The sequence below is a fragment of the Bradyrhizobium sp. B097 genome (genome assembly GCF_038957035.1).
GTDB lineage: Bacteria > Pseudomonadota > Alphaproteobacteria > Rhizobiales > Xanthobacteraceae > Bradyrhizobium.
On record NZ_CP152412.1, the window covers coordinates 8100099 to 8126240 of the forward strand.

Below are 26142 nucleotides of genomic sequence, written 5' to 3' on the forward strand. Positions count from 1 at the left end.
TAGTTACGTCCACAAGTTCGAGAAGCGATCGCACTATCACCAGGCGCCGACGCCCGATTGTTGTCGTGATAAGCTGGCCAGATCCTATCAACTCATAAAGTTTTGTGCGTCCCAAGCCTGTTACCACGCACGCTTCGTCCACCGTGCAGCTGAGTCGCTCGCGAAACGGGACCACACTCCCGTCACGATCATTCGTAGTCAAAAACGGGCTTCTAGGCAGTCTCCGGCCATTCTCCTCCAGAGCGTCATCCGTCATGGTCTCTCCTTTTCACGAAAGCCGTCGCCTAGTTAAAGCGCGCTGGAGACAGATCGAATGATACAAAACGCAAAATGAAGACACTTCAACAGCTCTGAAAATTCGCGAACTGAGCTGCGGCAATTTCGATCGAGTTGCGCCATAAGGATATCAAGCTCCGGCAAGCTTCAGCGCATGTGGTGAAACAGTTCAATAAGACGTGAGCAGTTCACGCGCCCCCCCAAGGCAGCCCTTTCCATTCCGAGTTCGGCAACGCAGGAAAGCGAGGCAAGACGGATGCGCGACGATACTCCCAAGTCGCGCCAGCTCGATCGCTCATAACGGTCTGGTTGCAGGTTCGAGTCCTGCCGGGCCCACCAATGAGATCAATATCTTACTGGGTCCTCGTTGCCCGCGGAATGACGACCGCACCAGAAACCGCACCAGATACGTCCACTTTTCGTTCGTGGGTCGCGCGCACTCCGCCCGCCATTGGCCAAACCGAGCGAGGGCGAAGGAGTTGTTGCTGGCGATCGCTCGCCGCTTCATCGCGGCGAAGAAACTCAAACCGGGAAGATTGGGGTTTCCAACACCGCGCTGTTGGCTTGCGGCAAGTGCACGTAGACCCGGCAGTCTCGACACACGATCGCCAAGACCCCGCACCTTCCGAACCTAGGATCGACTCTTTGGACGTGGCCACAGGCCTCCTTCAGACCATGATTCAGATTCTTCTGGGGACATCGGATCGGCTCCGCCGCCGGTCCGGGCAGGATCGGAATTGAGCCAGCGGTGCAACTCGAGCTTGCCTATCTGGTTGCGGTGGACCTCATCGGGTCCGTCGGCTAGCCGCAGCAAGCGGGTCGTAGCGAGCGCCGCAGAAAGGAAATGGTCGTTGTTGGTTCCACCCCCACCGAAAACCTGTATGGCCCAGTCAACAATCGTCTGCGCCATGTTTGGCGCGACGACCTTGATCATCGCGATTTCCTGCCGCGCGGCCTTGTTGCCGACCGTATCCATCATATAGGCCGCTCTGAGAGTCAGCAGGCGGGCCTGCTCGATCTTCATGCGCGCTTCGGCCAAGCGTTCAAGCGTAACCGTTTGCTCGGCGAGAGGCTTGCCGAAAGCAACACGTTTCAGCGCTCGCCGGCACATGCGCTCGAGCACGCGCTCGGAAAGGCCGACCAACCGCATGCAATGATGAATGCGTCCAGGCCCAAGCCGTCCCTGCGCGATCTCAAATCCACGCCCCTCGCCAAGCAGCATGTTGGTGGCGGGCACGCGCACATTGGTGAACATCACCTCGGATGCACGATCCGGCACGCCGTAAAATCCGAGCACCGGCAGCGAACGGACAACGTGCACGCCCGGTGTATCCTTCGGCACAAGAATCATCGATTGGCGCTTGTGACGGTCAGGGTGTGCCGGATCGGTCTGCCCCATGAAGATGATGATCTTGCACCGCGGATCGGTGGCACCGGTCGTGTACCACTTGCGGCCGTTGATCACGTAATCGTCGCCGTCACGCACGATCAGGCTGGCGACATTGGTCGCGTCCGACGAGGCAACGTCAGGCTCGGTCATCGCGAACGAAGAACGAATCTCGCCCGCGAGCAACGGCTTCAGCCAGCGCTCTTTCTGCGCCTCCGTACCATAGCGCAGGATCGTCTCCATGTTGCCGGTGTCCGGCGCACTACAATTGAAGACCTCGGGAGCAAGATGCGAGCGCCCCATGATTTCACACAGCGGCGCATATTCGAGATTCGTCAGCCCGTCCTCGTGAGCCGGCAGAAACAGGTTCCACAAGCCGGCACGTTGGGCGAGCGGCTTCAGTTCCTCGACAACCGGATGCACGGCCCAGGGCCCGAGCCGCTCCGCCTCCTGATAGTATCGGTGCTCATTCGGATAGATGTGCTCCATCATAAAGCGCTGGATGCGCTCGGCCAGTTCAAGGCTGCGTTCGCTTTGGGTGATATCCACGTAAATTCTCCTTAACCGGTGCGCAGGCCGTCCCTGAGCGTGTTTCGGGTGATCTTTCCGGATTCCGTCTTCGGCAGATCGTCCAACACGCGAATGTCGACGGGGCATTTGTAGGCTGCCAGTCGCTCGCGACAGAAGCGGGAGAGCGCGGCGACATCGATTGTCGTACCGGCTTGGGCGGACACGAACGCCACCACCGTCTCTCCCCGATAGGAATCGGCGGCGCCGACGACGGCTGCCTCGCGCACACCCGGAAAGCCGTAGATCACGTCCTCAACTTCGCGTGGCCAGACCTTGAAGCCGGAGGCGGAGATCATGTCTTTCTTGCGGTCCACCAGATAGAACCAGCCGTTCTCGTCAAAGAAGCCGACGTCGCCGCTGTGCAGCCAACCATTGCTCAGCACCTCGTCGGTTTCCGTCGGCTTTTTCCAGTAGCCCGCCATCACGCCCGAACCGCGCACAACTACTTCGCCATGCTCGCCGGGCCCGAGCGGGCGACGCTCGTCGTCAACGACGATCGCATCGACGGCGGCCGTCGGCCTGCCGATAGAAAGCGCACCGGACCCTGGATCGACGGGAATCGGACCTTCGTTGGGTGCAAGGTGACTTGCAGAGGTCAGTTCAGTCATTCCGTAGGAACTGCGGATCGCCCTCCCAAACCGTTTCGCGAACGCGTCGATGACCGAGGGAGCAATCGGCGCGCCGCCGGAATAGAGATGTACAAAGCTCTCGAAATGGCGGCTGGTCGCGTCGGCCTGGTTCATGAGCGCGATGAACGCGGTAATGGCGCCCACGATGAATGTCGGCCGCCATTCAAGAAAGGCATCGAGCGCGACCTGCGGCTGGAAGCGATAGGTCAGCACCATCGCCGCGTGCGCGGCGAAAGCCGCGACCATCTGGATCTCGAAGCCGGTGATGTGGAACAGCGGCGCGACACCAAAGATCCGCGACATGCCGTTCAGCTCAAAATGATCGCGGCAGATCACCGCCGTCGCCACCAGATTACGATGCGCCAGCATCGCACCCTTGGGAACGCCCGTGGTCCCGGACGTGTAGAGCAGCAGCCCGATGTCGTCGGAGGTCAGAACCGGAACCGGCGGGACCGGTTGGTCTTCGGCGAGGATCATGTCCAGCGCATGAGCCTGCGGCGCTCGGCCCGGCTCCGGCAGCACGCGGACATCGTTTCTCATCTGGAATTCGCGAGCGGCAGTCCAGAGCACCAGTTCGGGATCGACCGTAGTGGCCGCCGTGAAAACATTGTCCCATTGGTCATCGTGGCAAATCACCGCCTTGGGCTCGCAGTCCTTGAACAGCTTCCGAAGCTCCGGCGTGCGGTACATCGGGTTGAGGCTGACGACAATGGCCCCGACCTTCCAGGCCGCCACGCTGACGATGACGAATTGCGGCACATTCTGAAGAATGACGGCGACCCGGTCCCCCCGCCCAACCCCTTTGCGTGCGAACACAGCGGCGAGCCGGTCGCTGTATCGGTCAACATCGCCATAGGTCTGCATCGCATCGAAATAGAACAGTGCCGGTGCCTCGCGCGGCGCGGAGCGAAACAGATCGAGCGCCGTCAGCGTACTGCAATCGGGAACAACGACAGGCGAATCCACGAGACGCGCCCGCAGCCGGCCTGCGGCCTCCTCATAAGCGCGCAGCCGTGATGCGGAATCGGATTCGGCCATCATCCTCATTGCCCGTTGCCGCCGCGGTCGCAACGATTCCCGCCGCGCCCGACCCTGCCGCTCTGATGGCCGGCCGCCATCATCAACGTGTCGCGGACGACGCCGGCGCTCCGGAAACTAGTCATTGGACCTTTTCCCTCGATAGACCGAGCCGAGACGGGCGTGCGGCGACGCGGCGCGGCTCGCAAGGGGCGGTCGGACCATCCCGCTCTCCTTAGCCTGAATGACAACGCGCGTGCGCCGGATGTGGAGGCGTACCAGCACCTGCGCGGCGTCGACATCGCGCGCCCGGATCGCATCCATGATCAGGACGTGCTGGGGATCGGAGAAAGGGAAGCCGTCCTTGGCATACGTTTCGCTGACGAATTGCCGCCGGAAATGCTGCGTGCTGTTCCAGAAGCGCTCGACCATCGCCAGCAATTGCGGCATCTGCGCGCGCGAATATGTGCGTAGATGAAACTCCCGATCAAGCTGGATGTATTCCTCGAGCGTCGTGACCTGCTCGAGTTCGCGTACGATGCGGTCAAGCGCCTCGATGTCCTCGTCGGTCAGGTTCGGTACGCTTTCGCCGATGGCAAGGGGCTCGACCGCTTCACGTATCTTGTAAATCTCGATCGATTCTTCCGAGTTGACGTCCGCAATCCAGGCACCGCGGTTCGGCGCCATCACGACCAGCCCCTCGTTCTCGAGCTGCTTCAGGGCTTCGCGCACGGGAATGCGACTCGCTCCGAAATGCGCCGCGAGAAGCTCCTGCCGGATCCGCGTACCCGGCCGCATCTCCCCGCTCAACACCGCGCTGCGGATTTCACTTGCGATCCGCTCGCTCATCAGCCGACCGCCCTCCGGATCGTCTTCGTTAGCGTCGCGCGCCGTGTCGTTCCAATGGGGAGGCCGCTGATAGGCACTCATAAAAGGCCCTCCTTGTCAGTGAATGGCCGCGTACATGATCTTGTCCTCGGTCGCATCGGCCCGCGTCATTTCCTCGACGATACGCCCGCCGCGCGCGACCAGTATCCGATCCGAGATCGCCAGGATCTCCGGCAAATAGGAAGAGATCACGACGACCGCCTTGTTCTCGCCCGCCAGCCCGCGAATTGCCTGGTGGATCTGCGGAATGGCGCTGACATCGACCCCTCGCGTCGGCTCGTCGAAGATGACCACTGTCGGTTCCTGCGCCAGAGACTTCCCCACCACGACCTTCTGCTGATTGCCGCCGGAATATTCTACAATCTTCAATGTTCGCTTCAGCGCCGAGATGGAGAGTGCCGAGATCCATCGATCGGCAATCCGCTTCATCTCGCGCGCGGAGTAGAAGAACCGCCTGATGCGCGGCGACGACAGATAGCCAAGATAGATATTCTGATCCACCGTCATTGTCTCGAAGAAGCCGTCGACTTTCCGATCCTCGGTGATATATGCGATTCCATCGCGCACCGCCTGCCGCGGCACCCGGTAGCGGACGGGCTTGTCCCGGAGATAGATCATCCCGCCGCGCAGGAAGTTGCGCTTGCGCGCGCCGCTGACGATCTGCGCAATCTCGGAACGTCCTGCGCCCACCAGTCCGAAAATACCGACGACTTCCCCGTTGAAGACCGAGAAGGACATATTCTTGACGATGCTGCCCATCGTCACATTCTCGACCGAAAGCACCTTCTCTCCGCGCGCCGACTGCGCCTTCGGTGCATCCGGATCAGCCCCGTGGGTCGCGTACTGAGCTGCCGTTTCCTCGCGGCCAACCATCATGCGGACGAGCGAGTCGCGGGTGACGTCCTTTGCGGGCACCGTGGCGACGAGCTTGCCGTCCCGGAGTACGGTGATGCGATCGGCGATATTGAGCGCTTCTTCCAGCGCATGCGAGATGAAGATGATCCCGGCGCCCTTCTCTTTCAGGGTGTTGAGAAGATGGAACAAATGCTGCGTTTCTTCGGGCGTCAACGACGCAGTCGGTTCATCGAAGATGAAGACCTGTGCATTGTGGCGTACGGCACGCACGATCTCGACCATCTGCCGCTTGGCAGTTCCGAGATTCTCGACCAGCACCAGCGGATCGACATTGAAGTTCATCGATTGCAACGACTGCGTCGCCGCAATATTGATCTTGCTATAGACAGTAACCCACTTCTCCATGCCGAGTTCGAGATTCTGCGCGACCGTCATCGACGGCACCAGACTGGACTCCTGGTAGACCATCGCGACGCCGCCCTCGAGCGCCTCCTTTGGCGAGGAAAACGAGACCTTGCGTCCACGGATCATATAGTCCCCGGAGGTCAGGACGATTGCGCCGGCGATCGCCTTGCACAGCGTCGACTTTCCCGCACCGTTCTCACCCAGCAGCGCGTGGATTTCGCCCGGCCGCAGATCGAAATTGACGCCGTCGATCGCATGCAGGCCGCCATAGACCTTGCTACCATTGACGACCTGCAGCAGCGGGGTGCCTGCCTGTTGTTCCGCGGGCATGGCGCTCATCCTTTCTGGGCGCCGCGACCACGCGGCAGTTCAACCAGGCAATCGCGTCCCTTGGACACCGCGAGCACGCGAGAGCCAATCGGGCGGACGGCGGTTACTCCATGGACCCGACCATCTACTCGGCTGTGCAACGTCTCCACCGCTATGCCCTTGGCATCCAGCCGCGCAACGAGACCATACGAACGCGGCGGCGCCCACGGCTTCTGAATGCCGAGCTTCTTGATGCGGCCGATCTGGGTCGGCTCGCGCGGATTGAGGCGACCATCCAGCACCGGCCCGATCCAAAGCTCCGATGGTACCGTCCGCATCATTTCTTCGCAGAATGCCCGTTCGCGCAGGACGAATTCGGTCAGCTGCGTGCGAAGCGCCAGGAAGGCCATCCAGACCTCTCCGTCCGCGCCGCGGCCAAGACGCGCCGGATAGCCGGTATAGTTCTTGACGATCACGCGTCTCTCACCGCCGTCGCGTGGAAAAGCGGTCAGGCGATGAGCCCAGGATTCGGCGACCCACACCTCATTGCCGTCGCTGGAAGCGACCACGCCAAGCGGCCAAGCAAGCTTGTCCGCACGCACGCTCGCGCCACCGAGCGAGGCATCGCAAGCGATGAGCCGGCCCGATGGGGCGCGATTCTGCATCAGGTCGGTAAGCCAGAGGTCAGCCTGGTTGGTACGCGAACCGTCGGTCAGATAGATCGCCCCATCGGGGGCTACCGTCACCGACAACGCACAGGCAATCTTCTCACCACCGACGCTTTCGAGCTTTGCGACGATCTTCCCGACTGGCGAAAGCGCCACCAATCCAACGCCAGAAATGCAAGCCAGCAGCCTGCCGTCCGGCACGGAGGCAAGCCCGCCGACAGGACCGTCAAGTGTTGCGAACACCTCCCGCGCGTCGAAATCATCCCCAGTACAACGCAGGATGCTGTTGCCGGTCGAGACATAAAGCGCACCGTCCTGCCCGAATGCGATGTCATCCGGCCGTTCGATCTCTGCGCCGAGCTGGCGGGCACCGTCGAGCCGCTGGTTCGGGGAGAACGCGCCGTCGAGCACCGGAATGCCATGAAGCTCCCGGTTCGGGAACAACACGCGATCGACGATGTCGCCAAGCAGAGACATGGCTCAGGCCTCTCCCCAATAAGATTTGTGCGCTTCCCAGGTCGGATCAGCGTCCTGCAGGCGGATACGGCCGATGCGGTTATTCTCGAGACCCCCGATATAGAGGTAGCCCTTGTGTTCGCGGACCGAGGTGATCGTTGGATGCGAAAGCCCGCCCGGATCCCAAAGCGATTCGGTCACGACGCCATTGTCGTCGAACTTGGCCACGCAGCCGTAGTTGATCCCCGGGCACAGCCACTCGTCCGGTGGGATCTGCTTGACCATCCGGGTGCGGAAAACGGGATTGCGCATTGCAAGGTCATAGACCGGCGTGCGCAGGCCGACGAAGGCAAGCCAATATTTGCCATCCGAGGCGCGGTTGATGTTGTCGCAATAGCCTGGAAGGTTGTCGATCAGGATCTCGCTGGTGCCTGCCTTCGGGCCGGCGATCCAGTAGCGGTTGACCTGGCACAGCCAGGTGCTCGCCCACAGCACCGACCGGCCGTCATGCGAGATGCAGATGCCGTTGGGGAATGTCAGGTTTTTGAGGACGGTCTTGGTGGTGCCGGTTTTCGGATCGTGGCAGATCAGCCGGCCGTTGCCGCGGCCCTCAAAGCCGTCGAGCGCCCAGTCGGTCAGCTCGTAGCGCGTCGAGGCTTCGCTGAAGTAGATCTTGCCGTCGGGCGCGACGTCGAGATCGTCGGCGAGATAGAGCCGCGAGTCGTCCTTGAGGCGTGTACGCGTACGTGTGGTGCGGTCGGTGACCTTGAAGACCGATCGATCGGGCTTGACGCCATACACTCCCATCCCGGCGATGCAGACAAGGAGGTTCTGGTCCCGATCAAATGCCAACCCAAGCGGCCGGCCGCCGATGCGCGCGAACTCCTCACGCGCGGTATAGTCAGGCGCGAGAAAGCGAATGATCGAGCCATTGCGGTTGACGGTATAGAGGTTGTCCTTGCGGTCGAGGATGACGTCCTCCGGGCCCTCGATCATGTTGAGCGCGATCGCCTCCGCATTCTTCAGGCGGTCGTTCTCCGCGAACGGCGTGCCGCTGCCGCGCTCGACCGACGGCGGGGGCTCGAAATCGACCCAGCTTGGGGTGACATAGACCTTTTGCAGCACCTTGCCCTTGTTCTTGACCCACTTCACATTGAAGCCGACCGCGAGCAGCAGGATGACGCCGATGATGGCTGTCGTCAGGTTGCCGGAAATCCCGAGCCGCACCATGCCGCTGGTGAGCATGAAGATGATCGCTGCGCCCATGACGGCGCGCGCGATGGTGCCGCGGCCGCCGGCAAGACTGATGCCGCCAAGGACCACCGCGGCCAGCGCGTTGATCTCCCAGCCGACGCCGGTGTCGGTGCCCGAACTGCTTTGCCGAGCTGCATAAAGGATCCCCGCCAGTGCCGCGATCGACCCTGACATCACATACGCCGAGAACAGCACGCGCTTGACGTTGACACCGGCGTGGCGGGCCGCCTTGCGGCTCGATCCAACCGCCATGATGTGGACGCCTGGCTTGATACGGGTGAGAAAGAAGTGTGTTCCGACGGCAAGCACGATCAACACCAGCATATTGACGGGAATGCCGAGAGCTCTGCCCGACCCCATGAAATCCCATGCACTGGACCCGCTATCGATGCTTGCGAGCTCATCCGTGAACGCAACCGTCACCTTGTTGTAGGCCGCGCGGACGATGATGAGGACGACCAGGGTCGTCAGGAACGGCCGGGTTTTGCCGTAGGCAATCAGGCCACCGTTGATCGCCCCCATTGCGGCGCCGAACAGGATGACAAGAACGATCATCAACGGCAGCGGCAGCCCGACAATGAGATACAGATAGAGTGCGAGGAAGTTCGACATCGCGAACACCGCGCCGACCGACAGATCGATGCCACCTGACAGCACCGAGAAGGCCATCGCGACCGCGACCATCCCCTGCTCCGCGAAATTCCGCATCAGTTCCTGAAGGCTGCCCGCTGTCAGGTAGCGCGGGATCATCACCGCGAATGCCAGGAACACCGCGATCGTGAGCGTGAATGGAATGATCGGCTCCATCCACCGCTTTTCAAGCAGCTCACCCAGGAGCAGCTGGGGCGAATGGCGATGCCAGGCTCGTTGCAGGCTTTTCATCAACAGACTCCGGCGGGCTCGGCACAGGCGCGGCCGAACGGCGGGACGACGCAGGGAATGGGAATCGGCAACTCCGGGATGCCCGCGCCGCAGGGGGCGCGGGCGCCGGAACGTTTACTTCGCGCCCTTCGGGATGCTGAAGCAGTACATCCGATCGTCCTTCGACTTCACCCAGGCGGGGGTCGTGTAATAGGCGACGTTCTTCGAGCCCGGCTTGTCGCCGCTCTGCAAGAGCGCGATCACCGCGTCGGCAATGGTCTGTCCCTGCACGTCGGCGCGATACGACAGGTTCGCGGAGAACGCGCCCTGTTCCAGCAGATCGCAATCCGCGGGCTGCCCGTCGCTGGCAACGAACACCTTCACCTTGTCGCCCATGTTGGCCGCCTTGATCGCCTGCGCTGCGCCGGCAGTTTGCGGTCCCCAGACGCTGAGGATCCCGCACAGCTTGGGATGCTGCTGCAACACGGTCGTCGTGATATCGCCGGCCTTGTTGGCGTCCCAGCTTGTCGGCTGCGACGACACGACCTTGATCGACGGGTCGGTCTTGAACACTTCCATGGCGCCGTTCTTCATGTCCAGCGAATAGGCTGCGGTCGCCTCGCCTTCGAGGATCGCGATCTCCCCCGAACCCTTGCCGCCGCCGCACTGGTTGATCACCTCGCGGGCGATTTTGGTGCCGAGATCCTTGGCATCGACGCCGACATAGGCGTCGCTCAGGGTGTTCGACGCCATGTTGACCTGCACGACATAGATGCCCGCATCCATCGCACGCTTGAGCTCCTTGGCGAGCAGCGTGACGTTCGGATTTTGAACAACGAGCACATCAGGCTTTTCGTTGATGTAGTCGCTGACGGTCTGAAGCTGGATGTCGGACTTCATGTTGGCGTCACGCGTGACGAGCTTGATGCCGTAATCATCGAAACGGTCTTTCATCACGCGCGTCCACTCGGATTCCAGTACACCCATCCAGACCGGCGACCAGGCCACCGTCTTACCCTTGAGCGCCTTGTCGAATTTCTCGCGCAGCTGGTCGCGAGGTCCTGCCGCCTGCGATGGCACCGTCACCAGCACGGCGGTTGCCACAATCGCCGCCAGCCCGAAGCCGGCAAGCGCCTTCCTGTGCACTGCTTTCGTCATGTTCCTTCCTCCCCTTCTATGCCGGCCGACTGTTGCGGCCCGTTGATGGAAACAGGGCTTCAATCGCCCTGCTTCGACGTCTCTTCGTCGCGCGGGTGCAGCCGGGAATCGAGCAGGATTGCGATCAGCAACACGATTCCCTTGACGATATTCTGGGTCTGCACGTCCATGTCCATGATGGTCATGCCATTCAGCAGCACGCCGATCAGTAGCGTTCCGGCGATGACGCTCATCACATTGCCGCGGCCGCCGACGAGGCTGACGCCACCGAGCACCACGACCATGATGACATCGAAAATGATCGTCGATTCCGCAACCTGGAGATGCATCAGCGCCGTCTGCGCGACCATCACGACGCCGCCGACGTAGCCGATCGCCGCACACAGCGCGTATTCGATCATGGTCAGCGGACGGGTCGGCAGACCGGTCTGGCGCGCGGCATCGGGGTTGTCGCCGTGGGCATAGACGAAGCGCCCGATGACCGTGCGCGACAGGAAGAGATGCACGACGAGCGCAGTGGCCGCGAAGATCAGGATCGAGATCGGGACGCCCCCCCAGATGTTTCCGCCCAGCCGCAGGAACTCGTCGTGCCCCTTCGAAAGGTACACGACATAGTGCTGCACAGCCGTGGTGCGCACGATTCCCAACACTGCAAGGCTGGATGCAAGCGTCGTCAGCAGCGGCGGCATCTCGATCACCGAGATGAGAAACCCGTTCAGGATGCCGATGGCAATTGCCATCACGAAGCCGATCAGCAGAGCCACCGGCGTCGCGTAGCCTGAGTTCATCAGAATGATCGCGATCGCGGTGGAGGCAGCGAAGGAAGCGACTTGCGACAGATCGAGTCCACGGCCGATCACGACGACCGCCATGCCGAGCGCGAGAATGCCAAGTATCGAAATGTTGCGCGCCAGCGCGAACAGATTGCCGAGCGTCAGAAAGCCCTTCAGGAAGATCGAGAAAACGACGATCAACACCGCGCACATCGCCAGCACGGCGGTCGTCTGCGTCAATTTCGGCCCGCGCGCGCCCGAAATGCCGGTCACCGGGTCCTCCCAAGGTTGATTTTTATTCTAGACGGAAACTGGACAAAATGTATCCAGAAGTCAACTTCTGTATCCAGATCGCCAAGTGACGGGATATCTCGCGTAAGAAAACGCAGCCGCCAAAATCGACAATATAGTAATTCTTATCAGTTGGTTATACATGATAACCCGCCATATTCGGCATTAGCCAAGGCGACAGCAGATCGAAAGCACGGAGCTGAAAAATATAAATTGGATACATTCAACACTACGAGCCGCGGGGGTCTGTCCACGCGGCAAGTGAGATTGATGCCGAGCCGTATATTCGACGGGGGCTGCAAAACTCGGCGTGGGTTTATGGTGCGCTCGGAGGGAGGTCGCATTTCCTGTAGCTTCAATGAGTTACAGGGGCGGAAAACGAGTTAAAGTGCATTTCGCGCTCTAAAGTGCCTTTCGGCCCTGTCATACTTCGGGCAGGGCGCAGCGGCAGGATTTGAACCTGCATTCTCTTCGACCGCGCCAAACCTAAGTAGAAATCGAAGGCTCTATGGGTATCTTCCGGCCGCTTTTCCTGAGCGCCTAACGGCAATAGCCCGTGATAGCGCCAGCCACTATCAGGCGCCCGACAACACCCAGACCCAGCCGCGAGCGGCGCGGTCGTGCTGTTGCCAGGCAACGATGTCGTCCCGCTGCCGCAGCGTCAGCTCGATCTCGTCGATCCCTTCGATCAATGTCTTCCGCCGGGCGGCATCGATCTCGAAGCCGATCTGCTCGCCATCGGGCAATGCGATGGACTGACTGACTAGGTCGACAGTGAGCGCCTCGCCCTGCGCGGTCTGCGCCGAGATCGTCCTGACGGCTAATTCCGGGAGAGCGACCGGAAGCATGCCGTTCTGGAAGCAGTTGTTGTAGAAGATGTCGCCAAAGCTCTCGGCGATGACACAGCGCAGCCCTGCTGCCATCAGCGCCCATACAGCGCCTTCGCGCGATGAGCCGCAGCCGAAGTTCGCGCCCGCGATCAGGATCGGCGCAGCGCGGAACGCCGGCCGGTTCAGCACGAAATCCGGATTCTCGCTACCGTCCTTGTGATAGCGCAGCGCCTCAAGCGCATAACGTCCGAGTTGGTCGCGCGGCACCGACGTCAGCCGCTCGATCCGAATGATGAGATCGGTATCGATATTGGCGCGCGGCAGCGCGGCAGCGGGGCCGGTGACCTGAGTGAATGGTTGCATCCTCAGAGTTTCCTTACATCGGTGATCATTCCGGTGACCGCGGCCGCGACCGCCATGGCGGGGCTTGCGAGATGGGTGCGCGCACCCGGCCCCTGCCGGCCGACGAAGTTGCGGTTCGATGTCGAGACGCAGCGGGCGCCCGTCGGCACCTGCTCCCCGTTCGCCGCAACACACATGCTGCAACCGGGCTCCCGCCATTGAAAGCCGGCGGCCTTGAACACGGCGTCGAGGCCTTCGGCCTCCGCCTTGCGCTTCACCTTCTCCGAGCCCGGAACTATCCAGGCATTGAGCCCGGGCGCGACCTGCCGGCCGCGCGAAAGACCGGCGGCCTCGCGCAGGTCGGACAGCCGCGAATTGGTGCAGGAGCCGATGAACACCCAATCGACCTTGGTGCCAGCGATTGGCCGCCCCGGCGTCAGCGCCATATAGTCCAGCGCCTCCTGCCACGCCTTGCGACTGACAGGATCGGGCGCAGTGGCCGGATCGGGGATGGCCTGATCGATCGCGATCGCATGCTCCGGGCTCGTGCCCCAGGTGACGGTCGGCGCGACATCGTCGGCACGGACGATCTCGTCACGATCATAGCGTGCGTCGGCGTCGGCATGGAGCGAACGCCAATGCGCGAGCGCATCGTCGAACGCCTTGCCCCTGGGCGCGAAGCGGCGTCCTTCGACGTAGCGGAACGTGGTCTCGTCGGGAGCGACGAAGCCGATCTTGGCACCGAGCTCGATCGACAGATTGCACATGGTCATCCGGGCTTCGACGTCCATGGCCCTGACCGCTTCACCGCCATATTCGACGGCGTATCCCGTGCCGGCCGATGCACCGACCTTGCCGATCAGATGCAGGATGAGATCCTTTGATGTCACGCCCTTGCCGGGCTTGCCTTCGAACCGAACCCGCATCGCCTTGGGTCTGCGCTGACGCAGCGTCTGCGTGGCCAGTGCATGCGTCAGCTCGGACGAGCCTACCCCGAAGGCCAGCGCACCCAGCCCGCCATTGGTGCAGGTGTGGCTGTCGCCGCAGATCAGCGAGACGCCGGGCAGCGTGATGCCGAGCTCGGGCGCCATCACATGCACGATGCCCTGCCCCATGTCGCCGAGCTCGAAATAGCGGATACCGGCCTTGTGCGAGAGATCGCGCAATCCCGCCCAGAGTCTTGCGCCCGGCTCAAATGTCTCGCCGGTGCGCCCCGGCCGTGTCGAGACCACGTGATCGGGAGTTGCGAAGGCAAGCTCGGGATTTGCCACAGCATGGCCCTTCTGCGCCAGCGCCGCGAGGCCCGCAGTGCCCGAGAGGTCATGCAGCAGATGGCGGTCGATGTGCAGTAGCGACCAGCCACCGCCGAGATCGGCCACGACATGCAGGTCCCACAATTTGTCGAGCAGTGTCTTCGCCATGGTCATTCCGCCGCCCGTGGCGCAGCCGCATCGCGGAACCTGGTCGAAAGCGCGATCCATTCGTCGGAGCCGAGCCGGCGGAACCGCTCGCTGACCGGCATGGCGCCTGCCGAGCTCGGCGGCGCATTGGTCTCCTTGACGCCGCGCAGCGCGGAAATACAGGCTTCCGTTGCCGCGAGCAGCAGCAGGCTCGGCAGGATCGCAAGCCTGTAGCCGATCGATTGCGCCGTCGCGAAATCGATATCCGGTGTCTTGCCGCCGCGCACCACATTGAGCAGGCACGGCCCTTGCACCAGCTTCGGCACTGCCTGCAGCTCCTCCATGGTCTGCACCGCCTCGACGAAGGCCATGTCGGCACCGGCCGCGACCGCCGCGTTGGCGCGCGCAATCGCCTCGTCAAAGCCCGTGACAGCGCGGGCGTCGGTCCGCGCGATGATGACGAAATCCTGATCGCGCCGCGCCGCGACGGCCGCACGGATCTTGGCGACGAATTCGTCGGCGGGGATGATCTCCTTGCCGTCGAGATGGCCGCACCGTTTCGGCGCGACCTGGTCCTCGATATGAATGCCGGCGACGCCACGGGCCTCATGTTCGCGCACCGTGCGCGTGACATTCAGCTCGTTGCCGTATCCGGTATCGGCATCGGCGATCACGGGTATATTGACCGAGCGCGCCAGGGTCGTCGCATTCGCCACCATTTCGGTCATCGTCACCAGACCGAAATCGGGATAACCGAGCGTCGCCGCGGTGCCGGCGCCGGTCATGTAGACCGCCGGAAACCCGGCGCCCTCGACCAGCTTCGCTGTCATGCCGTCATAAGCGCCGGGTGCAAGAATGATTTGGCCGGAACGCATCAGGTTCCGATATGCCGTGGTCTGTTTCATATGGTTCTCCCAATTCAAGCTTTGCCGGCGCTGACGGCGGCGACGTCGGTGAAAGTCGAAGTCGGCACGTAGACCGTGCCTTCCATGATGTGGCGCGCAGTGCGGCCGAAGCCGAGCTCATCGAATGCGACACCGCCGACCGTATTCGCATCGCGTGCCTTGACGCGGACCCGCATGATGCCGAGAGGATGGCCGATCCGTAGCGTATCGCGACCGTCCGGCGGCGCGCCGAGCGCCTGATTGACCAGCGAACCGGGAATTCGCGACGCCGCTGCCGTGCACATCGATCCGGTCCCCGCCATGCTCTCGTGGCACTTGTTGAAGAACACCAGCCGCGCCCGCAGATCCATGTCGGAGGCAAGCACCTGCTCGCGTCGCATATTGCCGTATTCCGCTGGCGGCGCGACCAGCACCAGCAACGGTCCTCCCGTCGCTTCAGCTGACCGATCGCTGCAGCCCCGCGAAAACCCCATCCGCTCCGCCGATTTGCGGCGGATGTCCTCCAGCCGGGTGAGCAGCGGGCGGTTGCCATTGATCGCATCGGGAAGCTCGCTGCCCGTGAGGCCGACATCGCTGGCGCGAAAGAACGCGCAGGGATTGCCGACGTCACACAGCGTCACCTCGATGCGATCGCCGCCTTCGAGCTCCAGCGTGTCGACGGCATTCTCGGTCGGCAACATCCGCCCGGTGCGGGCGCCGAGCGTGAGATGATAGTCCATGAAGATCTCGGCGCCGGTCCCGGGCACACCGTCGATGGTGAAATCGCCGGTCACCTTTGCCCGTCCGCCCCGGACCGGGACATGCGCGATCAGAACCTTGTCGGTGTTGGTGTTGTAGATGCGAACGACGGTGACGGGCGAGACGACCTCGACAAGACCTGCGTTGATCGCGAATGGCCCGACGCCGGCGGAGATGTTGCCGCAATTGCCGCTCCAATGGATCGCATCTTGCTCGACCTCGAGCTGGCCGAAGGTGAAATCGACGTCGGCATCGCCTCGCGACGAGCGCTTGATGATCGCGATCTTTGACGTGATCAGCCGCGAGCCGCCGAGACCGTCGATCTGGACCACGTCGGGTGTCCCCATGATCCGCTTCAGCACCCGGTCGCGCAGCGCACCACGCGGCGGCAGATCGGCCTCGTGGAAATAGACGCCCTTGCTGGTCCCGCCGCGCAGGATGGTGCAGGGAATGCCGGTCTGCTCGGGCAACACGCGTTGTTTCATGCGTTCCTCCTCAGGATTTGTTCGGCACGACCGACAGCGCTCGCTCGGGCACGAGTTCCGGAGTCTGCGAGGCTGCCTGTTCGAGCGACACCTGTTTGGTTTCCGGCCCGAACAGCTGCACCGCGATCGCCTCGATCACCAGCAGCCCCGCGAGCATCGACACGATCGCGGCAAGCCCGCCATTGGCGTAGAGGTAGACCACCAGGAACTGCACGGCTGACGTCGCCAGCCGTCCGGCGGCGCCGCAGAGCCCAGTGCCGCGCAGCCGGTAGCGCGTCTCGAACAGCTCCGGCACATAGACCGTGTACGCGATCGTGTTGGTCACTCCGAGCGCTACCGCGAGCACGAAGCTGGTTGCGATGAATGCGTCGCCCTGGGTAAAGATCAGGGCGATCCCGAGTAGGGACGAGAGCAGCGCGAACAGCGTGATGCTCGGCTTGCGACCGACCCAATCCGTGAGCACGACGCCGGCGCCCGCTCCGACGACCTTGCCGACCGTCATCACCATGACGATCTGCAGCGACGATCCGAGGGTCATGCCCTGCTGCACGAAGATGGTCGGCAGCCACTGCAGGAAGCCGTACAGCGTGAAGCCGACCGTGATGTTGATCAGGATGCCGATCAGCGTTCGGCGCAGCACGGGGCGCGAAAACAGGACGGCCGACGAAATCGGTTCCTGCGACCGCACCGGCGCGGGCGGTGCGGCTTCCGGCAGCGGACCGCTTGCCGCAACGCGCGCCTCGATCTCGGACAGGACCTGGTCCGCCTCTTCGATGCGGCCGACGCTTTCCAGCCAGCGCGGTGATTCCGGCATCGACCGCCGCGCCTGCCAGATCAGCAGCGCCGCGATGCCTGGAATCGCGAACATGTAGCGCCAGCCCACGGCCGGGATCACGTAATAGGCAATGACAAGCGACACGAAGGAGGCGAAGTTGGCGATCATCGCCATCAGGGCCACCCAGCGGCCGCGGTTCTTCGCAGGCAGGAATTCCGCCAGCGTCGCATAGCCGACGACAACCTCGGCGCCGAGGCCGAGCCCCATCACGAAGCGCAGACCGATCAGCACGGTCATGTGGGGTGCGAAGGCCGCGGCGAGCGATGCAACGCCGAAGATTGCGAAGTTGAGCTGGTAGCAGAAGCGACGGCCATAACGGTCGCCGAGTACGCCCGCGAACCATGAGCCAATCAACAATCCAAGGAAGGTCACCGACAGGAAGGTCGCGTTGACCGACATCGTCGACCATCCCTCCTGCACCAGTGCCGCCAGGATGCTGCCGCCGGAATAGAGCTCGAACAGATCGACGAACATACCGGCGGTCACCAGCGCCACCAGCCGATAATGCCAGCCACTCATCGGCAACCGATCCAGCCGATTTCCGGCATTGGCGCTCATTGCGCCCGACGCAGGCGGCATGCTCCCTCCTCCAATGTGTTGTGTGGCGGTCGGCGCGATCTAGCTCAGCGGCGTCGCGGCGGCCCTGCGCAGACCCTTGACGAGCCCGGACATCGCGGTCGCAGGGCCCATCGTCCTGACGGCCTGCTCGATGGCCGCAGCCTTCGCGCTGCCGTAGGTCGGCTCAGCCAGCGAGAGGAATTTTGCAGTGAGGCCGTTCCAGTCCAGCGGACACTCGGGTTCGCCGAGCGGAGTGTCGATGGTCCGCGACAGCGTGATCCCGTCGATCTCGACGGTGAATGACGATCCGATCTTCTGCATCGCAGGATCGACATGGGTCGTGATGCGCTGCGCCAGCGCGACGATGTCAGGCGCACCCAGCCGTTGATAGCTCGACCATTCGAGCTTGCCGTCGAGCCAGGCGGCAGCGGCCTGGAAATAGACGCTGAACTGCGCGTCGACATTGTTGCGCGGATCGAGCTTGGCGGGTGAGCGCTCGCCGACGATCTTCATTGCCACCGGCGACAGACCGATATGGATCGCGGCGCGCGACAGGTCCGCCGCCGAGATCTGCTGCCGTAGCGCGATCGCGGCATCGATGGCCGAATGGGTGAAGCGACAGGATGGATACGGCTTGATCGCAGTGCGCAGCAGCGTCCACTGGGTGCCCAGACCATTCGTCAGGATGCCCGGCTGCGGCGCGCCGGTGAAGCTTGTCAGCACGCCATAACGCCCCTCGATCGCCGCGGCGGCGCCGATCACACCGGCCTCCGCCATCGTGACACAGAGAAACGCATCATGTGCGGCGAAGCCTGGGTGAAGCCGCTTGTTCCACGAGCCGTTCTCGAGATACTGCATCGAACCCGAGGCCTTGCTCAGCGCCAGCCCGAACGCGTTGCCGATGGCGGGGGGATCGAGCCCGCGCAGTTTCGACACGGCTGCGACGGATCCGAAGATTCCGGCGATCGCCGTGATGTGGAAGCCGCGGTCATAGCCGGCGATGGTAATCGCGCCGCCGACCCGGCAATAGACCTCGTAGCCGACCGCCAGGGCTTCGAGAAACGCGGTACCGCCGGCGTCAACGCGCTCGGCCTCGACCAGCGCCGCCGAGATCACTGGCGCGCCGGGATGGCCCTGGTTGGTGTCGTCGAAATCCAGCGTATGCGCGTAGGCGCCGTTGAGCAGCGCCGCGTATTGCCAGGAATAGCCGCGCCCCTCGCCGATCACGGTGCCAGGTCCGTCGGCTGCATCGAGCCGCGCGATCGCGGCACGGATCGCCGGGCTGCTTTCGCCATGCAGGGAGGCAAACGCCGAGTTGCCGACGTAATCGAGGAAGCAGCAGCGAAGCACGCGCACCGCCGGCTCCGGGAGGTCGGCAAACGATGTCTGCGCGACGAAGCGCGCCAGCGCATCGGTGGCGCCGATGGCATCGATCGCGGCGGCGTCGTGCGCGCATTGCGGTGCGGGTCGGATAAGGCCTTGCATGCTTCGCTCCCGGAAGAAATCGTTTGACTCACACAACACCCAGGGCTTTCTTTCAACAATCCGGAAAGATCGGATCGATTGATAGATGAAACTGATCAATATCGAAGCCGCCGATTTGCAAAGCGTGCTGGCGATCGCCGAACTCGGCAGCTTTCGCGCCGCAGCTCTGGCGCTGGGCTGTTCGCAGCCAGCGATCACGGCGCGAATCCAGCGCGTCGAGGCGATCCTCGGGCTGAAGCTGTTTTACCGCACCACAAGGCGGGTGACGATCACCGAAGCCGGACAACGGCTGAAACTGCGGGCGGAACGCACGGTCGCAGACCTCGCCTCCATCGTGCAGGAGTTCAATGACGAGGCGCAGCTCAAGCGCGGCCGGGTGGTGCTCGGTGCCACCTCGACGGTCGCTGCCGGCCTGGTTCCTACGGCGGTCAAGCAGTTCAAGGAAGAATGGCCCGGCGTCGAGGTCGTCGTGATCGACGATTTCTTCGGCCGTGAGCTCGGCCGCCTCGCCAGCGGCGAGATCGATTTCGCGGTGATTCCGTTCGATCCGGAGGAGCGGCAGTACAATTTCCAGAAACTTCTCGACGACGCCTTCATGGTGATGGTGCCGAGCGGCCATCCGCTGAGCGCGCAGCGCTCGGTCGAGCTGCGGGATGTAGCGAAATACCCGATCATCAGCTTTCCACCGAACTCGACCGCCTGGGGCAATCTCGCGCGGGTCTTTGCCGAGGCCGGATTGCCCTATGAGCCGATCCTGCTGACGCGCAACATATTGACCAAAACGGCGATGGTGCGCGCCGGACTTGGAATCTCGTTCATTGCCGGCCTGGTCACGCCGCAACTCAATCTCGACGGGCTCAAGCTGCTGCCGCTCAGGGGGCGCAAGGCGACCCGGGAGATCGGGATTGCGACGCTGCGCGGCAAGCCGCTGCAGCCCGCGGCGCAGGCGTTCGTCAAGTTGTTGCGTTCGCGCGTCGCCCAGGCAAGGCGCGCCTCACGATAGACGCGCGTCGCCGGCGCCGGCAGACTGATTGTTCCGGCGGCATGAATAATCGATCAGCCGATTGCTATTGTTCGCGGGCCGACGGCCCCGCATGTTGCTTTCAGACGCGCGGCTGCCGCGTGGAGCAGGATGAACCCGCATGACAGAGCCCGACCAGGTCGCGATACGCTGCACCATCCTGCGCGGCGGCACCAGCAAGGGCGTCTATCTGCTCGAGCACGACATTCCGCCGCCCGGCGCAGCGCGCGATCGCCTACTCAAGCGGATCATGGGAACGCCCGATATTCTCCAGATCGACGGGCTCGGCGGCTCGCGCTTGATCACCTCGAAGATGGCGATCATCAAGCAGTCGGCGCGGCCTGATGCCGACATCGACTACACCTACGCCCAGGTGGTGCTCGACCGCGACCTCGTGATGTACAGCTCCAACTGCGGCAACATCTCCGCCGGTGTCGGGCCGTTCGCAATCGATTCCGGCCTCGTAGAAATCTCCGAGCCGGTGACGCGGGTGCGTATCCACAACACCAACACCGGAAAGACCCTCGTCGCGCATGTCCCGGTCGCCGGCGGTCGCGCCAGGGTCACCGGCGACTTCGCGATCGATGGCGTCCCGGGGACCGGCGCCGAGATCCGGATGGACTACAGCGGCACAATCGGCGCCAAGACCGGCAGGATGCTGCCGACCGGCCGGGCGGTCGACGAGATCGAGCTGGAGACCGGTGCCCGGCTGGAGGTGACGATCTGCGACGTCGCCAATCCGGCCGTGTTCGTGGAAGCGTCAGCGATCGACCTCGATGGCAGCGAACTGCCGGAGCGCTTCGCGTCCGACGCCGACCTGATCGACCGGCTCAAGGAAATTCGCGGCAAGGCGGCCGAGAAGATCGGCTTCTGCAATGACTGGCGCGAGGTCGACCAGCAGTCGCCGGCGCTGCCATTGATGATGATCGTTGCCCCACCCGCGCACTACACCAACCTGCGGGGGCAAGCCGTCGAGGTGGCAACGACCGACCTTCGTGCACGTATGGTCTGGTACAATCGTTGCCACGAGAGCATGGCCGGCACGGGATCGATGTGCACCGCCGCGGCATCACGGATTCCGGGCTCCATCGTCAATCGCACAGTTGGAGAAATGGCCGCGCTGTCCGATCGGCTGCGCATTGGACATCCGCTCGGGGTGATGACGGTCAATGTGTCGGCAAAGCCAGCCAACGTCCCCGGGGGCGTCGCCTTCGAGGCGCTCGGTTTCAGCCGCACGGCACGCCGCATCATGGACGGCCTGGTCTATGTGCCGCGAGACGTTGTCGCGGACAGCCCATGACAAAGCTGCGCGCATTTCGCAAAGACGCAGCAGTAGAATGGCCGGGCCTCCGATCGGCATATCGAAGGCCATATGAGCTCGCAGTGACTTGCTACGAGTGAAGCTAAGACATTACACGCTAGACGCCGTGCTCCTGCATGTGGCTTCCGAACGTTACTGCCGAAGTCGAGCCACTGGGTATTCTGTCGATGAAACCCGTGACCACCGACGAGCCCTCGTTGCTGCGGTGAGCAACGCCAAGGTCGGCACAGAGACGAGGTGAACTCAAGTGCACATAGCTTACGGCGTCGGACCGGCTCGTCATCATGCACTCGGGCACGATGGTGATGCCGAGCGACGCGGCAACGAAATTGATCGTCGAGGATATCTGAGGCGCACGCTGGGCAATCAGCGGACTAAAACCGGCTCTCTCGCAGGCCGTCAGGATCATGTCTGAAAGACCGAGGCGCGTCGCGCGTGGATAGAGGATGAACTCTTCGCCCTTCAGCTCGATCAGCCGGAGCGATCTTCGTCCCGCAAGGCGATGACGCTTGGGAACGGCAACTACCATTCGCTCGCTGTGGAGCGGCCGGAAGGTGAGATCGTTCCCTCGTGTCACCGGCGGCCGGACAAAGGCCACATCGATGCGTCCCTGCCGCAGCAGCTCCGCCAATTGCGCGGTACGGGCCTCCTCGAATGACAATTCCACGTTCGGAAAGTCATGCCGATAGCGCCGGAGGGACGACGTTACCAGCGTGCTGAACGAAGCGGACTCCGTGAATCCGATCCCGAGCCGTCCGACCATGCCCTTGGCGCTTGACTGGCTTCGCGCCACGGCGCGGCCGACTCCGTCAAGGATACGCTGCGCATCCTCGAAGAATACGCGGCCCGCATCCGTCAATTCGACGCGGCCGGGCAGGCGATGAAACAGCTTCAGTCCCAACTCGGCTTCCAGCGCCTTGATCTGCTGGGTCAGCGGCGGTTGCGCGATGCCAAGGCGTTGCGCCGCGCGCGTGAAGTGCAACTCCTCCGCGGTGGCGACGAAATAACGAAGATGGCGCAGCTCCATCGGCGATATCCAAAACGTATCGGACCCTGCCCCTGAATATATTGGACATAGGAGGGGCCGCAAGCTTTAACCGGACCAACCACAAGAATCCGGGAGGACCCATGAAGATCGCGCTGCGTGCACTGGCCGCCTCGCTCGCTCTGAGCATCACCATGGCGTCAACGACAATAGGCCACGCGGCGGAGGCGGGTGAAATCCGCGTGTCGCGAGGCTACAGCGTCCTCTATCTGCCGCAGATGGTGATGCAGAGGAATGCGCTGATCGAAAAGCACGCCCGCGCGCTCGGACTCGGCGACGTCAAAGTCACCTGGCGGGTCCTCGACGGCGGGAACGTGATCAATGATGCCTTACTGTCGGGCACGTTGGATGTGGCGGCCGTCGGCACGCCCGGCTTTCTGATCCTTTGGTCCAAGGCGCTCGGCAATCCCTCGGCCGAGATTGCCGGCCTCAGCGGCATCAGTTCGACGCCGATGTATCTGAACACGATCAATCCGAAGATCAAAACGCTGGCCGACTTCGGCTCTGGAGACAGGATCGCGGTCGCCGGCGTGAGGAGTTCGCTACCGGCCGGGATCCTGCAGATGATGGTCGCTCACGAATTGGGTCCCGCCAATTATGCACAGCTGGATAAATTCACCGTCGCAATCCCCTACCCCGATGCGACGGCAGCGATGCTGAGCGGCAAGACGGAAATCAATGCCCATGTCGCCTCACCCCCGTTCTCGTTGATGGAACTCGACAATCCCAATATCCGGCGCGTCGCAAACTCGGCCGACATCCTGGGCGACATGACGCTGGTGATGTCGGCTTCGCCGAAACGCTTCCATGACTCCAATCCGACGCTGTGCAAGGCCTATGTCGAAGCGCTGGATGAAGCCAATCACCTGATCGCCACTGATCCGCAGTCGGCCGCCGACCTCTACAATGAGGCCTCCGCAACCAGGGTGCCGAAGGAAATGATGCTTCGTATCCTCTCGGACAAGGACACCCATTTTTCGATCGCTCCTTCTGGCATCGCCCGCTGGGCCTCCTTCATGAAGAGCATCGGCCTGATCCGCCAGGACGTCACCGATTGGAAGCAATTCTTCTATCCGGAAAGCCATGGTTTGGCCGGAAGCTGAACCGGTCCGGAACGCATCCTCAAGGAAAGATCCTCATGAGCAGCTCACAGCCCTCCCTTCCGCCTCACGCCACGCGCGCACTCGCGAGCTTCGCCGCCACAACCGGATTCACCGACATCCCAACCGAGGTGATCGAACGCATCAAGCTTAGCCTGATCGACGGGCTCGGCGTGTGCCTGCATGGCGCGACCCTGCCCTGGACGCAAAAGGTCTGCGAATTGGCGCGCGAGGAAGGAGGCAATCCGCTCGCCTCGATCTGGGGAAGCGGGCATCGTACCTCGACGACGAATGCGGTGCTGGTCAACAGCACCGCCGGCCACGCCTTCGAGATGGATGACATCCACAAGGAATCCATCCTTCATCCCAATTCGCTGGCCGTGCCGATCGCGCTGGCGTTGGCCGAAGCCGATCCCACTGTCACCGGACGGGATATCGCCACGGCTCTGGTGGTCGGCTACGAGGTCGGCCTGCGCGTCGGCAATGCCGCGACGATGTCGCTGTTTCTGAACGGTTTCCATCCGCAGGGCACGTCAGGGACTTTCGTCGCGGCGGCGACCGCCGGAAAAATGCTGCGCCTCGATCCCGAGCAGATGCAGAACGCGCTCGGCATTGCCGGATCGATGGCTGCCGGCCTGATGGCGGCGCAGGAAGGCGCCATGGTGAAGCGCCTCCATACCGGCCGCGCGGCGCAAGGCGGTCTTCTCGCTGCGCTCCTCGCCAAACGGAGTTTTACAGGGATATCCGACGTCGTCGAAGCCGGCTATGGCGGATTCCTCAGCTCGTTCTCACGCACACCAAACCCTTCGCGCTTGCTGGAGGGAATTGGAGAGGACTGGGAAGCCGGCAAGGTCGGCTTCAAGATGTATCCCAACGTGACCAGCATTCACGCTGCGCTCGACGCGATGCGGTCGATCCTGACCGAGGAGAAGCTGGAGGCGGCGGATATTGCGGAGGTTCATGTCGGATGCGGCCACATGACCTTCGTGCACACGGCCTGGCCGTACCGGCCCGCCGGCGTCACGGCCGCCCAGATGAACATGTATTACGGCCTCAGCGTCATGGCGCACAAGAAAGACGTGACCGCGGCAGATTACGGCGAGGCGGATATCGCGAGCCAGCAGCTCCTGGACTTCATGTCGAAGATCAAGATCGAGGAGGATGCAGAGCTCGAGGCGAGCGGCCCGGCCCTCCGCCATGCCGCGCGCGTCCGCGTGCGGACCACCGACGGGCGTTCATTCGCACGCGAAATCCTGCACCGGCGCGGCAGTCCGGAGAATCCGGTCAAGTGGGGAGATATTGAACGCAAGTTCAACGCCAACATCGCCGGGCTTCTGGCGCCGAACGTTGGAAGGAACCTGCTCGATTCCTGCGCGATCCTCGAGAAGCTTGCGAATGTCACAGCCATCAACGACATCCTCGCAGCCGCCTTTCCGACGACGATGGTGCCAGTGTCGAAGCAACCGGCTGAAGCACGTCGATGACACCAGCGCTCACCGGCCAGTCAGCCCTCCTCGAGGTCAAAGGGCTGACGCTTCAGTACAAGACCGAGCGGAGCCAGGTGACCGCAACATTCCGCGTGAGTTTCGAGGTTTTTGCCGGAGACCGCTACGTGCTGCTTGGCCCCTCCGGCTGCGGCAAGTCGACCCTTTTGAAGGCCATCGGCGGATATCTGCATCCCACCGAAGGCAGCATCCGATTGGCCGGACGGGAGATCGTCAAGCCCGGCCCGGACAGGATGATAGTTTTCCAGGAATTCGACCAGCTATTTCCCTGGTTGACGGTAGCGCAGAATGTCGCCTTTGCGCTGACAAACGGCGTCGGCATGTCGCGGAAGCTTGCGATCAAGAAGGCGCGCGATTTTGTCGGCCGGGTTGGCTTGTCAAAATTTGCCGATGCCTTCCCTCACGCGCTGTCCGGCGGCATGAAGGCGCGTGTCGCCATCGCCCGCGGCATGGCAGTCGAACCGGAGATTCTGCTGATGGATGAGCCGTTCGCCGCGCTCGACGCGCTGACGCGCGCGCAGATGCAGGACGATCTCTTGCTGCTATGCCGGCAAACCAAAACGACGATCATCTTCGTCACGCATTCGATCAGCGAAGCCATCAAGCTTGGCAACCGAATCCTGTTGCTCTCGCCGCATCCGGGCCGCGTCAAGGCCGAGCTTGGCGGTGACGGCAAGGATGATGTCGATCCGTCAAACGGATTGAAGAAGTCGGAGAAAATCCACCGTCTGCTGTTCTCCGAAGACCGAAAAGCGGAGGTCGACTAGCATGAAGA

General features: G+C 62.8%; 20 protein-coding genes. 5 read left to right on the plus strand and 15 right to left on the minus strand.

What is annotated here, in order from left to right; all coding sequences use genetic code 11:
• Positions 1-907 precede the first annotated feature (907 nt).
• From AAFG07_RS37330 to AAFG07_RS37395, 14 genes are all read right to left on the minus strand, one after another.
• Positions 908-2155, minus strand: coding sequence for an acyl-CoA dehydrogenase family protein (locus AAFG07_RS37330; protein WP_342729355.1), 1248 nt, complete (start codon positions 2153-2155; stop codon positions 908-910).
• Positions 2156-2223: 68 nt separating this feature from the next.
• Positions 2224-3903, minus strand: a complete 1680-nt coding sequence (locus AAFG07_RS37335; protein WP_342724608.1) for an AMP-binding protein — start codon at positions 3901-3903, stop codon at positions 2224-2226.
• A gap of 114 nt (positions 3904-4017) precedes the next feature.
• Positions 4018-4809: a GntR family transcriptional regulator gene (locus AAFG07_RS37340; protein WP_342724609.1), complete on the minus strand. Its 792-nt coding sequence runs from the start codon at positions 4807-4809 to the stop codon at positions 4018-4020.
• Positions 4810-4824: 15 nt separating this feature from the next.
• On the minus strand, positions 4825-6366 hold the full coding sequence (locus AAFG07_RS37345) for a sugar ABC transporter ATP-binding protein (protein ID WP_342724610.1): 1542 nt from the start codon (positions 6364-6366) through the stop codon (positions 4825-4827).
• Entirely contained in the window at positions 6363-7481 is a 1119-nt protein-coding gene (locus tag AAFG07_RS37350; protein ID WP_342724611.1) for an SMP-30/gluconolactonase/LRE family protein, read from the minus strand. Before AAFG07_RS37350 ends, AAFG07_RS37345 begins: the two co-directional genes overlap by 4 nt.
• A gap of 3 nt (positions 7482-7484) precedes the next feature.
• Complete coding sequence (locus tag AAFG07_RS37355; RefSeq protein WP_342724612.1) at positions 7485-9596, minus strand: SMP-30/gluconolactonase/LRE family protein; 2112 nt, start codon at positions 9594-9596, stop codon at positions 7485-7487.
• A gap of 114 nt (positions 9597-9710) precedes the next feature.
• Complete coding sequence (locus AAFG07_RS37360) at positions 9711-10733, minus strand: sugar ABC transporter substrate-binding protein (RefSeq protein WP_342724613.1); 1023 nt, start codon at positions 10731-10733, stop codon at positions 9711-9713.
• Between the two features lie 59 nt (positions 10734-10792).
• Positions 10793-11779: an ABC transporter permease gene (locus AAFG07_RS37365; protein ID WP_342724614.1), complete on the minus strand. Its 987-nt coding sequence runs from the start codon at positions 11777-11779 to the stop codon at positions 10793-10795.
• Between the two features lie 593 nt (positions 11780-12372).
• Positions 12373-12990 (minus strand): 3-isopropylmalate dehydratase small subunit, encoded by a 618-nt coding sequence (leuD, locus tag AAFG07_RS37370; RefSeq protein WP_342724615.1) that lies wholly within the window; start codon positions 12988-12990, stop codon positions 12373-12375.
• Positions 12991-12992: 2 nt separating this feature from the next.
• Entirely contained in the window at positions 12993-14396 is a 1404-nt protein-coding gene (gene leuC / locus AAFG07_RS37375) for a 3-isopropylmalate dehydratase large subunit (RefSeq protein WP_342724616.1), read from the minus strand.
• Positions 14393-15274 (minus strand): isocitrate lyase/PEP mutase family protein, encoded by an 882-nt coding sequence (locus AAFG07_RS37380; RefSeq protein WP_342724617.1) that lies wholly within the window; start codon positions 15272-15274, stop codon positions 14393-14395. Before AAFG07_RS37380 ends, leuC begins: the two co-directional genes overlap by 4 nt.
• Positions 15275-15288: 14 nt before the next feature.
• Positions 15289-16497, minus strand: a complete 1209-nt coding sequence (locus AAFG07_RS37385) for a PrpF domain-containing protein (protein ID WP_342724618.1) — start codon at positions 16495-16497, stop codon at positions 15289-15291.
• Between the two features lie 10 nt (positions 16498-16507).
• The gene (locus AAFG07_RS37390; RefSeq protein WP_342724619.1) at positions 16508-17911 is read right to left on the minus strand and encodes an MFS transporter; all 1404 of its coding nucleotides are present in this window, start codon (positions 17909-17911) and stop codon (positions 16508-16510) included.
• 39 nt (positions 17912-17950) lie between these two features.
• On the minus strand, positions 17951-19375 hold the full coding sequence (locus AAFG07_RS37395; protein ID WP_342724620.1) for an MmgE/PrpD family protein: 1425 nt from the start codon (positions 19373-19375) through the stop codon (positions 17951-17953).
• An 85-nt stretch (positions 19376-19460) separates the two neighbouring features.
• Between AAFG07_RS37395 and AAFG07_RS37400 the strand changes: the two genes are divergently transcribed.
• Positions 19461-20378, plus strand: coding sequence for a LysR family transcriptional regulator (locus AAFG07_RS37400; protein WP_342724621.1), 918 nt, complete (start codon positions 19461-19463; stop codon positions 20376-20378).
• A 139-nt stretch (positions 20379-20517) separates the two neighbouring features.
• Positions 20518-21696: a PrpF domain-containing protein gene (locus AAFG07_RS37405; RefSeq protein WP_342724622.1), complete on the plus strand. Its 1179-nt coding sequence runs from the start codon at positions 20518-20520 to the stop codon at positions 21694-21696.
• A gap of 118 nt (positions 21697-21814) precedes the next feature.
• On the opposite strand, the gene AAFG07_RS37410 is transcribed toward AAFG07_RS37405, so the two are convergent.
• Positions 21815-22744, minus strand: coding sequence for a LysR family transcriptional regulator (locus AAFG07_RS37410; protein WP_342724623.1), 930 nt, complete (start codon positions 22742-22744; stop codon positions 21815-21817).
• Between the two features lie 101 nt (positions 22745-22845).
• Here AAFG07_RS37410 and AAFG07_RS37415 point away from each other — a divergent pair, with 101 nt between their 5' ends.
• The 3 genes from AAFG07_RS37415 to AAFG07_RS37425 are packed head-to-tail and all read left to right on the plus strand — an operon-like array spanning position 22846 to position 26134.
• Positions 22846-23865 carry an ABC transporter substrate-binding protein gene (locus AAFG07_RS37415; protein WP_342724624.1) on the plus strand — a complete coding sequence of 340 codons (1020 nt, stop codon included), beginning with the start codon at positions 22846-22848 and terminating at the stop codon, positions 23863-23865.
• Positions 23866-23900: 35 nt separating this feature from the next.
• Complete coding sequence (locus tag AAFG07_RS37420) at positions 23901-25346, plus strand: MmgE/PrpD family protein (RefSeq protein ID WP_342724625.1); 1446 nt, start codon at positions 23901-23903, stop codon at positions 25344-25346.
• The gene (locus AAFG07_RS37425; RefSeq protein ID WP_342724626.1) at positions 25343-26134 is read left to right on the plus strand and encodes an ABC transporter ATP-binding protein; all 792 of its coding nucleotides are present in this window, start codon (positions 25343-25345) and stop codon (positions 26132-26134) included. Before AAFG07_RS37420 ends, AAFG07_RS37425 begins: the two co-directional genes overlap by 4 nt.
• The last annotated feature ends 8 nt before the right edge of the window (positions 26135-26142 follow it).

What these genes read in the sequence shown, in the direction of transcription:
- AAFG07_RS37330 (WP_342729355.1), bottom strand. Translation starts at nt 2,155, where the DNA reads ATGATGGAGCACATCTATCCGAATGAGCACCGATACTATCAGGAGGCG.
- AAFG07_RS37335 (WP_342724608.1), bottom strand. Translation starts at nt 3,903, where the DNA reads ATGATGGCCGAATCCGATTCCGCATCACGGCTGCGCGCTTATGAGGAG.
- AAFG07_RS37340 (WP_342724609.1), bottom strand. Translation starts at nt 4,809, where the DNA reads ATGAGTGCCTATCAGCGGCCTCCCCATTGGAACGACACGGCGCGCGAC.
- AAFG07_RS37345 (WP_342724610.1), bottom strand. Translation starts at nt 6,366, where the DNA reads ATGAGCGCCATGCCCGCGGAACAACAGGCAGGCACCCCGCTGCTGCAG.
- AAFG07_RS37350 (WP_342724611.1), bottom strand. Translation starts at nt 7,481, where the DNA reads ATGTCTCTGCTTGGCGACATCGTCGATCGCGTGTTGTTCCCGAACCGG.
- AAFG07_RS37355 (WP_342724612.1), bottom strand. Translation starts at nt 9,596, where the DNA reads ATGAAAAGCCTGCAACGAGCCTGGCATCGCCATTCGCCCCAGCTGCTC.
- AAFG07_RS37360 (WP_342724613.1), bottom strand. Translation starts at nt 10,733, where the DNA reads ATGACGAAAGCAGTGCACAGGAAGGCGCTTGCCGGCTTCGGGCTGGCG.
- leuD (WP_342724615.1), bottom strand. Translation starts at nt 12,990, where the DNA reads ATGCAACCATTCACTCAGGTCACCGGCCCCGCTGCCGCGCTGCCGCGC.
- leuC (WP_342724616.1), bottom strand. Translation starts at nt 14,396, where the DNA reads ATGACCATGGCGAAGACACTGCTCGACAAATTGTGGGACCTGCATGTC.
- AAFG07_RS37380 (WP_342724617.1), bottom strand. Translation starts at nt 15,274, where the DNA reads ATGAAACAGACCACGGCATATCGGAACCTGATGCGTTCCGGCCAAATC.
- AAFG07_RS37385 (WP_342724618.1), bottom strand. Translation starts at nt 16,497, where the DNA reads ATGAAACAACGCGTGTTGCCCGAGCAGACCGGCATTCCCTGCACCATC.
- AAFG07_RS37390 (WP_342724619.1), bottom strand. Translation starts at nt 17,911, where the DNA reads ATGCCGCCTGCGTCGGGCGCAATGAGCGCCAATGCCGGAAATCGGCTG.
- AAFG07_RS37395 (WP_342724620.1), bottom strand. Translation starts at nt 19,375, where the DNA reads ATGCAAGGCCTTATCCGACCCGCACCGCAATGCGCGCACGACGCCGCC.
- AAFG07_RS37400 (WP_342724621.1), top strand. Translation starts at nt 19,461, where the DNA reads ATGAAACTGATCAATATCGAAGCCGCCGATTTGCAAAGCGTGCTGGCG.
- AAFG07_RS37405 (WP_342724622.1), top strand. Translation starts at nt 20,518, where the DNA reads ATGACAGAGCCCGACCAGGTCGCGATACGCTGCACCATCCTGCGCGGC.
- AAFG07_RS37410 (WP_342724623.1), bottom strand. Translation starts at nt 22,744, where the DNA reads ATGGAGCTGCGCCATCTTCGTTATTTCGTCGCCACCGCGGAGGAGTTG.
- AAFG07_RS37415 (WP_342724624.1), top strand. Translation starts at nt 22,846, where the DNA reads ATGAAGATCGCGCTGCGTGCACTGGCCGCCTCGCTCGCTCTGAGCATC.
- AAFG07_RS37420 (WP_342724625.1), top strand. Translation starts at nt 23,901, where the DNA reads ATGAGCAGCTCACAGCCCTCCCTTCCGCCTCACGCCACGCGCGCACTC.
- AAFG07_RS37425 (WP_342724626.1), top strand. Translation starts at nt 25,343, where the DNA reads ATGACACCAGCGCTCACCGGCCAGTCAGCCCTCCTCGAGGTCAAAGGG.